Raw genomic sequence first — 14,436 nt, forward strand, 5'->3', positions numbered from 1 at the left:
TGCTCGCCCGTTGTATTAGTTCTTGCGTGTGTTTGCGTCTGGAGTAAAAAGTGGCTTATCAAGAAGTTTGAAGTCGCCTATAAATTTCTGACCCTCTTCGCTTGTCGCCCATTTTATAAATTTCTCTGCATTCTCGATGTCAGTTTTAGGGCAGTGTTTTGGATTTACTGCGATTAGAGAGTAGAAGTTTTTAAGGTCGTTGTCGCCCTCGTTGATGATGACCATCTCAGGATGACCTTTTTGGTTTGCTTCATATTTAATGTAAGTACCGCGGTCAGTAAATGTAACGCCTTTTTGCTCAGCAGCAGCATTTATCGTAGCTAGCATGCCTTGACCTGTTTGCATATACCAGCTATCTTTTTCAGGGACTTCGCCAGCGATCTTTTTCCAGATGCCTTTTTCTTTATTGTCTGTGCCTGATTTGTCGCCACGTGAGAAGAATTTGATACCATCTTTTTTGATAAGTTCAAAGCTTTGTTTGATATCTTTACCTTTAAATTTATCAGCGATAGATTTATCAGCGATAACGACGAAATCATTGTACATTACGGCATTTCTTTTTAAGCCAAAGCCTTTTTCTACAAATTCTTTCTCAACTTTTGGTGAGTGAACGAAAAGTATGTCAGCGTTGCAGTCTTCGCCAAGCTTTAGAGCTGCGCCTGTACCAACAGCTGTCCATTTTATATCAACACCTGTTTTTGCCTTATAAACTGGGTAGATCGCATCAAGCAAGCCAGTGTTGTCTGTACTTGTTGTAGTCGCCATGATTAGTTCATTGTCAGCACCAAACGCCAAAACTGCGGCTGCTAGTGAGCCTAAAATAATCTTTTTCATTTTTCTCCTTTTTAGAAAATGTGGTATTATAGCATATTAAAATAATATGAATAAAAAAATAGGAATAATATTTGGATTTTTTACTTAATGGCTTTGCAGAAGCTTTTAATCTACTTTTAAACGGCGATCTTGAAACGTATTCAGCCATCAAGGCTACCCTTTACACATCAAGTGTGTCGATACTTTTTGCTGTTATTGTAGGCTTTCCACTTGGTTTTATACTTGGCTTTTATGACTTTAAAGGTCGCAAAATTTTACGCCTTCTAAGTGACACAGCTCTAGCCATGCCAACGGTTGCCATTGGTCTTATTTTATACGCATTCATCACTAGAAACGGTCCGCTTGGCAGCTTAAATTTACTCTTTACGCTAAAAGCGGTCATGCTAGGTCAGTTTGTGCTAGCCCTTCCTATCATCATCTCGCTTACTGCAAGCGTCGTTGAAAATATGGAGAAAAAGCACTATCTAACTATCCTAAATTTACGCCTCGCGCCAGCAAAGCTAGTTTTTTGCGTGCTTTACGAGCTACGCTACGCCCTCATGGTCGTTATCGCCACTGCTTACGGCAGGATCGTGGCTGAAGTGGGCGTTGCGATGATGATAGGCGGCAACATCAAGTATTTTACCAGAACGATCACCACAGCCGTTTCGCTTGAAACAAACAAGGGCGAATTTGCCATGGGTATAGCACTCGCGATGGTTTTGATATTTATCGCATTTTTAGTAAATTTAGCGATCTTTGCGCTAAGAAAACTCGACAAATAGGAGCAAATTTTGATAAAGATAAGAAATTTACACCTAAACTACGGCAAAAGCGAGATCCTAAATATCCCAAGCCTTGATATAAATACTAAAAAAATAACTGCTCTAATGGGTAGCAACGGCAGCGGCAAAAGCACGCTCATACGTGTGCTCTCACGCCTGCAAAGCCCAAATAGCGGCGAAATTTCACTCTGGGGAGAGAGCAAACCAAGCCTTGAAATGCTGCGTAAAATTTCAGTTTTATTGCCTGAGCCAGCCCTTTTAAAAAGAAGTGTGAGAGAAAATTTCAAAGCCATCTTAAAAAGTAGAAATTTACTAAGCGAATTTGATGAGCGAACTAGCGAAGCTCTGGCACTTGTAGGACTTGATGAGAAATTTTTAGATAAGCGCCACTTTGAGTTAAGCTCGGGGCAGACGCAGCGCATCGCATTTGCTTTGGCACTTTCTTTAAGAGCGCCATTTTATCTGCTTGATGAGCCGACAAATAGCGTTGATATCGCTACTTCAAAGCTCTTTAGCAAGGCTATAAATTTGATGCACGAGAAATATGGCTGCGGCTTTGTCATCGCAAGTCACGACGAGAAGTGGCTTAGCATGCTAGCAAACGAGTGCGTGTTTTTGCACAAAGGCAGAGTCTGCGAGTTTGAATACAAAAATATCTTTGAGATAGAGGATGGCGTGCTAAGCTTTGGCGATGATGCGAAGCTAAATTTAGCTTCAAATTTTAAAGGTAAAAGCAAGATCACGATCAATCCAAGCAAGATAAAAATTTCTAAAACAGGTGGTGAAGGTCAAATTTCAGGGATTTTGCACTCAGCTTCACTCTACATGGGCAATGAAAAGCTTTTGAAGGTCAAAGTTGGCGACTTTTTGATCAAAATTTTTAGCCACGATGATGAAATTACAAAGATTGGCGAGCGAGTATTTTTAAAATTTGAAGATGGCTCGATGCTAGCTTTAGAGTAAAATTTACTCCCACTCTTTAAATTTAGTCCAAAAATAAAAATGGATATCAAAAAATAGCTAAATTTTAATAATCATGCTAAAAAATCATATCTTATATAACTCCCTAAAAATGGCTTTTTTAAATATGCAATTAAGGCATATTTAAGCTTTTTTTAACTTTTCTAATTTATTTTATTTTAAGCCACATTAATAAGGCAATTAATTGTATAGTTTCAGTGTCGTTAAAAAACTATTTAAGGAAAAAGGTGAGCACAAAAGAGGAATTTGCAGCTGGCAGAAAACTTTACTATGCTACTTTCTCTAAATTCTTCGTATTTAGTGAAGATGAAAAGAGATTTGATGGCCTTAGTAAAATGCTTGATCTCATCGAAGAATATAGCCTAAACGATGAAGTCTCGCAAGCTGCTACTAATATAAAAAGTAAATTTAATGAAAAAAATCCAGAGAATTTGATCACCGAATTTGATGACATTTTTCACACTCCGCCAAGTCCGCTTCGAAACTCGCTCTCTTTTTATGATGAGGGATATGAAGTGGGTCATGCTTGCGCTAATGTGCGTAAAATTTTAGCCAAGACAAACATCAGAAGAGATGAAAGTAAATTTAAAGAGAATGAAGATAACGTGGGCTTTGTCTTTACGCTTATGAACGAGTTTATCGGCAAATTTGACGAGTGCGAAGATGAGCTTTTTAAAAATATTATAAATCCAAACATTGATGAGTTTATAGAGAATTTATATGAGCATAAAAATAGTGAAATTTACAAGGATGTGGCCGTTTTGCTAAACGAATTTATCGCGTTTGAGCGCGTGGCACTAAACTCACCAAAACCAGTCAAGATAGACCACAAAAAGAGCGATGGTCTTTCAAGATCTGAAAGCATAAGAAGAGAAAAAAACAGGATAAGAAAACTAAGAACGGAGGGTACATATGCAAAATAGACGCGAATTTCTAAAAAAAGTCGGTCTAGTTGGCGCTGTAGCAGCAAGTGGTGCTGTAGCAGCAAATGCTGATGAAAATTTAAAATCAGGAAAGAGTAAAAAGACCGAAGTGCTTTACAAAAGAAGCAAAAACTGGGAACTTTACTACAAACAAGCAAAATAAAATTTGATAGAAATTTAAGAAAGGATGAAAATGTCTGAAGCTATATTAAACGCTACGCCAAACAACATCGGCCGTAGATCGTTTTTAAAAATGGCTGCATTAGCAGGTGCTAGTGGAGCGGCCGGCTTTGCAGCAAGCAATGTCACAAGAGAAGCAACAGCTCAAGAGATGGCAAACCCATTTCCAGACTCAAAAATAGTAAAAACTGTTTGTTCAGTTTGCTCTGTAGGATGTGGAGTGTTAGCTGAGGTAGAAAATGGAGTTTGGGTGCGTCAAGAAGTAGCACAAGATCACCCAGTAAGTGCTGGTGGTCACTGCTGTAAAGGAGCAGACGTTATCGATATGGTGCGCTCACACTGCCGTGTAAAATATCCGATGAAAAAAGTTGGTGGCAAGTGGCAACGCATCTCTATGACGCAAGCACTTGACGAGATCGGTGCAAAACTAAAAGCTTACCGCGAGAAAAATCCAGAGCAAGTAATGTTTTTAGGATCAGCAAAAGACTGCAACGAGCAAAGCTATTATATAAGCAAATTCGTTGCGATGTTTGGGACGAACAACCTAGATCACCAAGCGCGTCTTTGACACAGCTCTACAGTCGCCGGTGTGGCGAATACTTGGGGTTATGGAGCTATGACAAATCACCTTGGAGATATCCAAAACGCAAAGTCTATTTTTATAATCGGATCAAACCCAGCGGTAAATCACCCAGTTGGTTTTAGACACTTTTTAAAAGCAAAAGAAAAGGGTGCTAAGCTAATAGTAATCGATCCAAGATATACAAGAACGGCGGCAAAGGCTGATTATTTCGCACAAATTCGCCCAGGAACGGATATACCTTTTGTATATGGCATGATGAATCTCATCTTCGAAAATGGCTGGGAGGATAAGAAATTTATTGATGACCGTGTTTATGGTATGGATCTGATTCGTGAAGAGGCTGCAAAATGGACACCTGAAGTCGTTGAAGATGTGACTGGAGTCCCAGCTGCAACTCTTAAAGAGATCACAGAAGTCTATGCCAAAAACCGCCCTGGCTCAGTCGTTTGGGCGATGGGTCTAACTCAGCACACAATAGGTAGCTCAAACACTCGTATAGCTCCGATCTTGCAACTAGTGCTTGGCAACATGGGCGTAAGTGGCGGCGGATGTAACATCCTAAGAGGCCACGATAACGTTCAAGGTGCAACTGATATGGCAAATTTACCAGATAACCTACCTGGTTATTACCCTAAAAATGAAGGAAGCTGGAAATATTTTGCAAAAATGTGGAAGGTTGATTTCGAGTGGTTGCAAAAGAATTTTATCAAGCCTGAGTGGATGTTTAAGCCAGGATTTTCACTTGCACGCTGGTGGGCTGGTACGCTTAATGGTAAAGATGGCAATGATGCAATCGATAATGCAGGAGATAGCCTAAAAGCTCTTGTAGTTATAGGTAACGGCATAACATCTACTGCACAACAAGCAAAGGTTCAAGAGGGTCTTGATGCACTTGAGTTACTTGTTTGTGTAGATCCGTTTGTAAATGACGCTGCCGTTATAACAAATAAAAAAGATGATGTATATATCATACCTGCTTCAACTCAGTATGAAACTAGCGGCACAGTCGTAGCTACAAACAGAAGTGGTCAATGGAGAAGCCAAGTATGCAAACCACTTTATGAGAGCATACCTGATCATGAATTGTTATTTGAACTAGCTAAACGCATAGGCTTTTATGACGAGCTAACTCGCACTATAAGAGGCGCTGACGGCAAGATAGAGTGGCCAGAAGCTGCTACTCACGAGATAGCAAATATTATAAAAACTATCGGTATGACTGGCTGGACACCTGAGCGCTTAAAACGCCACCAGGAGAACTGGGATAAATTTGATGAAGTAACATCTCTTGGCAAGCCAGGCACTCCTGTTGAAGGCGAATACTACGGACTTCCATGGCCATGCTGGACAGAAAATCACCCAGGTAGCCCAATACTTTATGATACACACAAATCAGTTCGCGAAGGCGGAATGGGCTTTAGAAACCGCTTTGGTTTAGAGCATAACGGTGTTAGCCAGCTAGCAGCTGAAGGCTCAGCGCCAGTTGGTTCATCTATAAATGGCGGATATCCTGAGATCAAAAAAGACAATATCGAGAAAATTTTAGGCATCACACTAACTGATGATGAAAAAGCAAGGATCGGAGCTAGCTGGTCAACTGATGATAGTAATATCATAGCAACAAAATGTTTGGAGAAAAACATCGCTCCATATGGCAATGCACGTGCTAGAACTATCGTTTGGACATTTGCTGATCAGATCCCTCAACACAGAGAGCCGATCCACTCACCAAGACCAGATCTAGCCAAGAAGTATCCAAGCTTTAAAGATAAAGCAAAACAATACCGCGTTGATACTAAATTTGAAAGCTTGCAACAAAGTAAGGACTTCTCAAAAGAATTCCCTATCAACCTTATTACAGCTCGTCTCGTAAATTTCAGTGGTGCTGGTATGGAGACGCGTGCTAGTAAGTATCTATCACGCATTACGCCTGAGATGTTTGCTGACATCCACCCAGAGCTAGCGGCTAAACATGGCATTAAAAATTGGGATTTTGTTTGGGTTCATTCACCTGAGGGTACTAAGATCAAGGTTCGCGCAAGGATCGTGCCATCAGTCAAGCCTAATATGATCTTCTTACCATTCCACTGGGCTGGATATATGCAAGGTGTTGATATGACTGGAAATTTCCCTGAGGGAACAAGACCTTTTGCAGTTGGCGAGAGCGCAAATACCGTAACAAACTACGGATATGACATAGTCACTCAAATTCCAGAAACAAAAGGCGGTCTTTGCCGCATAGAAAGGGCATAATATGAGCGCATTTAACGATAACAATAGACTTAAATTTTACTGCGACACAGATAGATGCATTGATTGCAACGGCTGCGCAGTAGCATGTGATGAAGCTCATGAGTTGCCTATCGGCGTTAGAAGACGCCGCGTCGTCACACTAAATGAAGGTATGCCTGGCAAAGAAATTTCAACATCAATCGCATGTATGCACTGCGAAGATGCACCTTGTTCGCTTGTTTGCCCAGTTGATTGTTTCTACATCAGAGCTGATGGCATCGTGCTTCACGATAAAGATATCTGCATAGGCTGTGGATACTGCTTATATGCTTGCCCATTTGGCGCACCGCAATTCCCTAAAGATGGTGCGTTTGGCGCAAGAGGCGTAATGGATAAATGCACCATGTGTGCAGGCGGTCCGCTACCAACTAATAGTGAAGAAGAACGCGAAGTATATGGACAAGATAGAATTTCTGAGGGCAAAGTGCCAGTTTGTGCTGCGATGTGCTCTACAAAGGCTTTGTTAGTTGGCGAGTCAGATATGATAGAAAAAATCTACAATGACAGAGTTACTGCAAGAGGTTATGGCGAAAAAGACCTAAAACAAACTACTGTTTGGAAGATCGCTTACTACGCTGGCGACAGACTAAAACTAAAAGCGTAAATTTATAGGTGCTTTTTGCACCTATAAAATTTGTTATTTTCTCTAATTTTATACTTTAAGAAATATGCCTATCTTGCATATCAAATTTTAATCACAATAACGTTTATTTCGTATCAAAATGCGTTTAAGCTTTTTGCTTTGTTTAAGCAAGTTTTTACTACAATCCAAAATTAAATTTAGCTTTTTGGGCTATCATTTGTGAAAACTTCAAGGAGCAAGATGGAACCGATTTATAAAACGCAGATCATCAAATATAAAGGCGAGCAAAAAGCACATGTTGATGATATTTTGGTGCGTGAGATCAAGCTTGAAATTTACATAAATGACAAAAAATTTGGTGCCGTTATGGCAACGCCTACCGATCAAAAGGCGCTTGCTGTGGGCTATTTGATCAGCGAAAACGTCATCACAAAGCCAGAGGACATAACAGAAGTTAGGCTCTCAACCGACGAGCTAAGCGTCTATGTAAGCGCCAAAGTGAATGAAAAACGCTTAGAGCAGTTTGACGAAGAGAAGGTCATAATAAGTGGCTGTGGCAGAAGCTCAACGGCAAATATCGACCCACAGGCGATGGCGGCAAGAGCCGTAAAAAGCGGGGCTAAATTTAACAAAGATATGATCCTTAATCAAATGAAGGAGTTTTACACGCAGTGCGAGCTTTATGAGATGACTGGCTGCGTGCATACGGCAAAGCTCTTTGTGAGCGAAGATAAATTTTACATAGGCGAGGATATCGCTCAGCACAACACGATAGACAAAGCCGTTGGCAAGGCTGTTTTAGATGGAGCTAACTTAGCAAATTCATTTTTGATGGTGAGTGGCAGACTTAGCTCAGAGATGGTCGCAAAGGCCGTTATGCACGGCATCCCAGCGCTTATCTCAAGGACAGCGCCAACTAGCCTTGGCGTGGTGATCGCTCGTAAATTTGAGCTGACGCTTTGTGGCTTTGCAAGGGGCGAAAATATCAACGTTTATAGCGGTGAAGAGAGAATTTATGAGTAAAAATTTAGAAGAGCTGATAAAACAAACGCTAAATAAAAGCGGCAAACTTGACTGTGGTACGGCTTTTAAGATCGCAAACAAGCTTGGCATAGAAGTCGGCGAGGTAAGCGACGAGGCAACCAGACTTGGCATCAAGATAGACAACTGCGAGCTTGGGCAGTTTGGCGCCCTAGATAAAGACCGCGGTAAATTTACATTGTCACTAAAACTAAAAGAAGTGAGCGACGAAAAGGGCAGAGTTTTTTGCAAAGATGCAAGAGAGATGGCGGCGGCTAACGGCGGGCTAAAGACCATGCGCTCGACGCTTAGAGACTACGGCTTTGACGTGAAGTACTGTCAGCTAGGCTGTTTTAAGGAAAAGAAAGGCAAAAAGATGAGAGTAAAGACGAAGACTTGGATAGAAAACGACGAGGGCGAGCTTATATTTGGCAAGGGCAAAACCGAGGTTTTAGACGTTATAGCCGAGGTTGGCTCGATATCAAAGGCAGCTGAAATTTTAGGTATGAACTATAAAAAATGCTGGTCGCATCTGCAAATTTTGCAAAAGAATTTAAAAGAAGATCTCTTTACGACCAAGCAAGGTGGCGGAGATAGCGCTGGCACTACGCTAAATGATAGGGCACACGAGCTCATAAACGCCTATAAACAGCTTCAAAATGACATCGAAGACTATGCAAATAAGCGCTTTAAAGAGCTATTTTTAAAACAAGACGAGAAGAAAAACGATAAAAAATAAACCAAATTTTTAAAAGGAGAAAAACATGTATGTAAAACTAAATGACAGGACTTATCTAAACAAAGATAAGATCACTAGAATCAAGATTGATAGCGTTCAAGACGGCATTCGTATCCGTTTTTACGAGGGTGCAAACCAAGTTGCTAAGAGCCAAAGATTTGAGAGTGAAGCAAAAGCTAACGAGTGGTTAGAGAAAAACTTCTTAAACAAATAAACAGACGCGAGTGGGCGCCCTGCCCGCTTGTAACCTCACTTTATACAAAATTTCATTATAATCGCGCTTTTAACCAAAGGGAAAATCGTGCCAACTATAGATGAAGTAAGAAAAAATATCATTTTAAAAGATGGAATTTACTATTTTGACTACACGGCCTCAGGACTTGCCTATGCGCCTATCGAAGATGAAATTTCAAAATTTCTAAAAACCTACGCAAACACTCACTCAGACAGCAGCTCAAGCGCCGTGCTAACGCAAAAACGCTACGAAAACGCAAGAGCCGAGCTAAAGGAGCTTTTGGGGCTTGATGATAGCTTTTATCTAATAGCAACAGGTCAAGGCGCAACGGCTGCGATAAAGAAATTTCAGGAGATAATGGGAATTTATCTGCCGCCAGCAACAAGAGCCTTGATCGGCGAAGCAAATTTAAGAAGCATAAATTTACCACTCGTGCTTGTGGGGCCCTATGAGCACCACTCAAATGAGATCAGCTTTCGCGAGGGACTTTGCGACTGCGAGCGCATCGGACTTGATGAAAACGGCGAGATAGACTACGTGATGCTTGAGAGGACGCTAAAACTAAACGCAAAAAGAAAGATCATCGCCTGCTTTAGCGCCGCCTCAAACGTCACAGGCGTGAAAACCGACTACAAGAGAATTTACTCGCTCGTTAAGAAATTTGGCGGAGTGGTGGCATTTGACTGCGCAGCGACCAGCTCGCATGAAATTTTAGACGCTGCGTACTTTGACGCAGCCTTTTTCTCGCCTCACAAACTACTTGGCGGAGTTGGTAGTTGTGGACTTTTAGCGATCAAAAAAGAGCTTTATACAAGCGATATACCAAGCTTTGCAGGTGGCGGCACCATCGCACTTGCGACGCCTTCAAAACACCTTTTTATAAAAAATGCCGAGCAGCTTGAGGAGGCTGGCACGCCATCTATCTTGGGGCTGGTGCGAGCAAGCCTAGCTTATAGCCTGCAAGCAAGTGTCGGGGTGGAAAACATCAAAGCTTGCGAAAATGAACTGGCAAATTTCTTTGAAAAAGAGCTTAGCAGCATCGAAGATATCACCATTTATGGCTCTAAAAATGCAGAAAAACTGCCTATTTTTTCATTTAATGTCCGTGATATTTCGCCTTATGACTTTGCCGCAACACTTAGCAACAACTACGGCATACAAAGCCGCGCTGGCGTGATGTGCGCTGGACCTTACGCTTTTGATCTGCTGGGACTTAAAGAAAATAAGATCTTAGAGAAAAAGCCAGGTTTTGTAAGAGTGAGCATGCACTACACGCACACAAAAGAGGATGTGCTCTATCTCATAAACGCTATCAAATCATCTATCAAAAAGCACCGTGAGCTTTGGGGCGAGGAAAAGGCGATGTATGAGATGTTTGGCAGGAAAATTTAGGCTAAATTTTTTTAGTTAAATTTAATATGTTTTGGAGATTAAGCGATTTATTTTTAAATACCAGCACAGATACAACTAGCTAATATCATAATCACATTGAAATTTTAAACGCTTTGCTTTCAAATAGCTTCTGTAGAATTAGCTATGTTTTTTAAATTTAAGCAGGCTTTATGTATATCAAATTTAGTCGGTCTGAAATAAAAATTTAAAATTTATCATAGCAACCCAGAAACCTAACCGCAAAGCAAAGCATATCTGCTTCCCCTTTTAAATTTAACTTATAAATTTAGCTGTGGATACAACTTTTGATTTGCCTAAATTTTAATAGCAAAGTCTTTTAAAAATAGATTTAAAATTTAAGCATTTTGTTTTTTGAACAGCCTCTGTAAAGCTAGCTCTGTTTTTCAAATTTAAACTGGCTCTACCTATATCAAATTTGGTTTTGAAATAAAATTGATCATGCCAGCTCATAAACCTAACCGAAAAACATATTTGCACCCAACAAAATACATTCAAATTTAACTTTTAAATTTAGTGGCGGCTACGGCTTTTACCCTATCTTACTTAGCTTAAATTTTAGTGGCAAAGCTTTTAAAATTTGGATAAAGCTAGTGGCATAAATTTAATAATTTTTAAATTTAAAAGCCGAAATTTCAAATTTTACTTTGAAATTTCATCTTTTATCTTTTGATAAAGCTCCAAAATTTCATCTTTTTTGATGATAAAGCTATTTTTATTTGCGATCAGATAGGCTGAGCTTTGCATAATATCACCAGCCACTTTTAGCCCATTTTGCTTCATGGTTGAGCCAGTCTCTACCACATCGACGATCGCGTCACTTAGCCCAACAAGCGGTGCTAGCTCGATCGAGCCATAAAGCTTGATGATCTTCACGCCAACAGCAAGCTTGGCAAAATAGTTTCTCGTGATATTTGGCATTTTTGTAGCGATCTTTAGCTCAGACCTTGAAAAATCAAGCTCCTCTTCGTTTTTTATGCCTATACAGACCTTGCACTTACCTATTTGCAGATCAAGTAGCCTCACCACATTTGGCTTATGCTCTTCAAGCACATCAAGGCCGACCACGCCGATATCTGCAGCGCCTTCTGTGACGTATGTTGGTATGTCTTGGTTACGAACCATTAAAAATCTAAAATTTCCCTCTTCAAGGATAAGCTTTCTATCCTCAAACATAAAGCTAGAGCCAAAAATTTTTCTAAAAATTTCAAGTGTATCTTCTGCGATCCTGCCCTTTGGCAAGGCTACTGTTATCATTTTAAAATTTCCTTTTTCTCATCGATTATTTTTTGCATGGCGCGAAAGATCAGCATCTTGTCGCAAATGGCATTTTTAAAAAATTTAGATAAAAAGTCACCATCTCCGCCAGTAAAATAGACTTTTTTGCTGCCTGCTAGCTTTGAAATAAGCGTGATAATGGGCTTTATGATGCCATAACTCACAGCGTCGCTCGTCTTTTGAGGTAATGCATCGATGTCAATTTGCGAATTTAGCGTCACATCAAGGCGTGGTGAGATGCTTTTATAGGCACTTAGCATAGTTGCTATGCCAGGCAAAATGTAACCGCCAAGATGAAGTGAGTTTGCCATTATATCAACGGTGATAGCACTTCCAGCATCTACTATAACGCCATCATTTATCATATAACAACCTGCTTTTCTATCTACTCCAAGCCCCTGATAGATCGTGTCTATCTCAAAGTAAGACTCTAAATTTACAAACATTTCGTCCTTATCTATCATGCGTAAAATTTCTTCATTTACACAGATAAAATAGACCTTTTCATCTGGCTTGTAGTTTTTAAATTCGCTAACTTTTATGTGTGTGATCTTGCCATTTTGCAAAAAAGAGGCGTTGGTATTACCTATATCACACAAAATCATAACAGCTCCAGCCTTGCTCTTTGAAGTAGTTTAGGGACTTTGAGCAAATTTGAGAGTTGTAAAAGATCACACGTTTTTTGATCTTGGTTTGAAATTTCTCCTCAAATTTAGTGCAAATTTCATTTATCTCGCCGGCTTCTTTAAGTAAAAGCCTGCTCTTTGCATTTCTTAAAAAAACGATCTCGTAGAAATTTTTTGTATCGACACCAAAAAACGCCTCAAGCGAGCGTTTCTTGGTAAATTCGCTAAGATCAAGCCTTTTTAGATCCCTTAGCAAGATCTTTTTAGCTTCGAAAAGCTCCCAAATTTTTTGGTTCATTGCCCTAGATTAACATACTCGTTATCGTAGTAAAATGCGCCATTTCCCATGAAGCTTTTATCTTTTATCTCGTCGCTAAACTCGTAAATTTCAGCTCCGCTAAGGTCTAAATTTGTCTTTATAACATAACCTGTTTTTTCGATGACATAGAGCTTATTGTTGATGATAGTGGCCGCTGAGAAGATAGCAAATTTGAAATTTACCTTATTTTGCTCTTTTAGCATGAGGTCTGTTCTTACTATCGTGCCATCTTTTTTAAAGATGTAAATTTCATCGTTATGAACTAGCACATCTTTGATCTCGCCGTCATAATAGACTGTCTGACTTGGGTTGATGACGATTAGTTTTTTAGCTGTTGCTGCGATTAGGTTATCGCCCTCAACGCCTAAAAATATGATGTTATTAAAGAAATTTTCAGAGCTTACGACAACGTCGCGTAAAATTCTACCAGTATCTTTTTGCACGATGTAAATTTTGCCATCTAGTGCTGGATAGACGATGAGTGAGCTCATGAAGTAAGGTGCTACAACTCTTGAATCAACCGCAGCGATGTCAGATGAGCTATACTCCATTAGTGTCGTAGCTGTGTTGATGTCGATTAGATAGATGTGGTTTGATGCGCTGATGGCCGCAAGTTGGTTTTGATCAAGTGAGGCTGCTACGATCGCAGTTGGAAATTTACCGCTATAAACGCTGTGACCGCTAGGATCAGTAACGTTTAGATCGCCATTTATGCTAGCTGAGATAACAAAGCCGTTGTTTTCATTTAAGAAGTTGAAATTTTCAGGCAAGATAACGCTTTTATTTAGCCCATTTTTAGTGATGATGTTGCCATTATCTAGCGTTGCGCCGTTTGCATTTGCTGATTTGATGTAAGAAGGAAGATCTTTTGACAAAGATATCTCACCAGAAGTTTGCGCAGGCTCAAAATATTGTCTTTTTGTGCCGCATCCGCTTAGAACTAAAGCCAAGGCAAATGCCAAGAATAGTGTAAGTTTTTTCATTATTTTATTCCCTGATAGTGTTTTAGATTTTTAACTAAAGTTTGTAGTTGTGAGTCAAGTGCGATCTTGTCAAATTCCACATTTGCCTCTTTGATTTTATTTTGTTTTAAAAGCTCAAAACCTTTTAAAAGTGCGTTGTATTCGCTTAAAATTTGAGTATTTGCATCGCCAGTTTGTGAAAGAATGATATCTTTTACGATCGGATTTACTTTTAAATTTGCAAGCTCACTAATGCCTTTTGTATCGTTTTTATCGAGCATTTGACCAAGTGAGAAAAGCGCATACATGCTTGGCTCTTTCTCCTTTAAAACATTTAAAGCGTTTGCGTCATTTGGATTTAAAATAAGCTTTGAATAGGCTAAATTTGCCTCTTCGACTCTGTTGTCGTTTAAAACCTTACTAGCGTAAAATCCAATGAGTGCGACGATAGCTGCCACGCATAGCACGATCAGCAAAGTTTTGTATTTCCTAAAAAAACGCTCTCCCTTAATCATACTCTCAAGAAACTGCTCTTGGGCGTCGATCTCTTTTTTTATCTCGGTTAAGTCTTCTTTTATAGCCAACGTTTTTCCTTGCTTTTAAAAAATTTTAATTCGCAGATTTTAGCATAATTAAATTAAAAGTAGCCCAAAATTAAAGCTTGAATGTGATATAATGCCTCAAAATCAATTAAAAGGTTGCTTAAT

At 39.7% G+C, this 14,436-nt stretch carries 16 protein-coding genes; 10 read left to right on the plus strand and 6 right to left on the minus strand.

Annotated elements, in window-relative coordinates:
- Window positions 1-15: 15 nt before the first annotated feature.
- Window positions 16-834 carry a tungstate ABC transporter substrate-binding protein TupA gene (gene tupA, locus MTT29_RS04700; RefSeq protein ID WP_021085041.1) on the minus strand — a complete coding sequence of 273 codons (819 nt, stop codon included), beginning with the start codon at window positions 832-834 and terminating at the stop codon, window positions 16-18.
- A gap of 71 nt (window positions 835-905) precedes the next feature.
- Between tupA and tupB the strand changes: the two genes are divergently transcribed.
- From tupB to MTT29_RS04750, 10 genes are all read left to right on the plus strand, one after another.
- Entirely contained in the window at window positions 906-1,598 is a 693-nt protein-coding gene (tupB, locus tag MTT29_RS04705) for a tungstate ABC transporter permease TupB (RefSeq protein WP_429799917.1), read from the plus strand.
- Window positions 1,599-1,607: 9 nt separating this feature from the next.
- The gene (tupC, locus tag MTT29_RS04710; protein ID WP_429799918.1) at window positions 1,608-2,561 is read left to right on the plus strand and encodes a tungstate ABC transporter ATP-binding protein TupC; all 954 of its coding nucleotides are present in this window, start codon (window positions 1,608-1,610) and stop codon (window positions 2,559-2,561) included.
- Window positions 2,562-2,806: 245 nt separating this feature from the next.
- Window positions 2,807-3,502: a TorD/DmsD family molecular chaperone gene (locus MTT29_RS04715; protein ID WP_429799919.1), complete on the plus strand. Its 696-nt coding sequence runs from the start codon at window positions 2,807-2,809 to the stop codon at window positions 3,500-3,502.
- Complete coding sequence (locus tag MTT29_RS04720; protein WP_103571853.1) at window positions 3,492-3,665, plus strand: twin-arginine translocation signal domain-containing protein; 174 nt, start codon at window positions 3,492-3,494, stop codon at window positions 3,663-3,665. Before MTT29_RS04715 ends, MTT29_RS04720 begins: the two co-directional genes overlap by 11 nt.
- A gap of 30 nt (window positions 3,666-3,695) precedes the next feature.
- Window positions 3,696-6,518, plus strand: coding sequence for a formate dehydrogenase subunit alpha (locus tag MTT29_RS04725; protein WP_429799920.1), 2,823 nt, complete (start codon window positions 3,696-3,698; stop codon window positions 6,516-6,518).
- 1 nt (window position 6,519) lies between these two features.
- Window positions 6,520-7,161: a formate dehydrogenase FDH3 subunit beta gene (fdh3B, locus tag MTT29_RS04730; RefSeq protein ID WP_107914773.1), complete on the plus strand. Its 642-nt coding sequence runs from the start codon at window positions 6,520-6,522 to the stop codon at window positions 7,159-7,161.
- A 219-nt stretch (window positions 7,162-7,380) separates the two neighbouring features.
- Window positions 7,381-8,163, plus strand: coding sequence for a formate dehydrogenase accessory sulfurtransferase FdhD (gene fdhD / locus MTT29_RS04735; RefSeq protein ID WP_429799921.1), 783 nt, complete (start codon window positions 7,381-7,383; stop codon window positions 8,161-8,163).
- On the plus strand, window positions 8,156-8,899 hold the full coding sequence (locus MTT29_RS04740; protein ID WP_009294802.1) for a winged helix-turn-helix domain-containing protein: 744 nt from the start codon (window positions 8,156-8,158) through the stop codon (window positions 8,897-8,899). Before fdhD ends, MTT29_RS04740 begins: the two co-directional genes overlap by 8 nt.
- Before the next feature lie 25 nt (window positions 8,900-8,924).
- The gene (locus tag MTT29_RS04745) at window positions 8,925-9,113 is read left to right on the plus strand and encodes a hypothetical protein (protein WP_002941192.1); all 189 of its coding nucleotides are present in this window, start codon (window positions 8,925-8,927) and stop codon (window positions 9,111-9,113) included.
- An 87-nt stretch (window positions 9,114-9,200) separates the two neighbouring features.
- Entirely contained in the window at window positions 9,201-10,526 is a 1,326-nt protein-coding gene (locus MTT29_RS04750; protein ID WP_429799922.1) for an aminotransferase class V-fold PLP-dependent enzyme, read from the plus strand.
- Between the two features lie 660 nt (window positions 10,527-11,186).
- Here the strand turns inward: MTT29_RS04750 and hisG are convergent.
- The 5 genes from hisG to MTT29_RS04775 are packed head-to-tail and all read right to left on the minus strand — an operon-like array spanning window position 11,187 to window position 14,313.
- On the minus strand, window positions 11,187-11,801 hold the full coding sequence (hisG, locus tag MTT29_RS04755) for an ATP phosphoribosyltransferase (RefSeq protein WP_012140323.1): 615 nt from the start codon (window positions 11,799-11,801) through the stop codon (window positions 11,187-11,189).
- Complete coding sequence (locus MTT29_RS04760; RefSeq protein WP_429799923.1) at window positions 11,798-12,427, minus strand: type III pantothenate kinase; 630 nt, start codon at window positions 12,425-12,427, stop codon at window positions 11,798-11,800. The genes hisG and MTT29_RS04760 overlap by 4 nt, the downstream gene beginning before the upstream one ends.
- Window positions 12,414-12,746 carry a hypothetical protein gene (locus tag MTT29_RS04765; protein ID WP_103631045.1) on the minus strand — a complete coding sequence of 111 codons (333 nt, stop codon included), beginning with the start codon at window positions 12,744-12,746 and terminating at the stop codon, window positions 12,414-12,416. Before MTT29_RS04765 ends, MTT29_RS04760 begins: the two co-directional genes overlap by 14 nt.
- Window positions 12,743-13,750, minus strand: coding sequence for an L-seryl-tRNA selenium transferase (locus tag MTT29_RS04770; RefSeq protein ID WP_107856617.1), 1,008 nt, complete (start codon window positions 13,748-13,750; stop codon window positions 12,743-12,745). Before MTT29_RS04770 ends, MTT29_RS04765 begins: the two co-directional genes overlap by 4 nt.
- Window positions 13,750-14,313 (minus strand): hypothetical protein, encoded by a 564-nt coding sequence (locus MTT29_RS04775; RefSeq protein WP_103618072.1) that lies wholly within the window; start codon window positions 14,311-14,313, stop codon window positions 13,750-13,752. The genes MTT29_RS04770 and MTT29_RS04775 overlap by 1 nt, the downstream gene beginning before the upstream one ends.
- Window positions 14,314-14,436: the final 123 nt, after the last annotated feature.

The organism is Campylobacter concisus, from assembly GCF_050447485.1.
Lineage (GTDB): Bacteria > Campylobacterota > Campylobacteria > Campylobacterales > Campylobacteraceae > Campylobacter_A > Campylobacter_A concisus_BQ.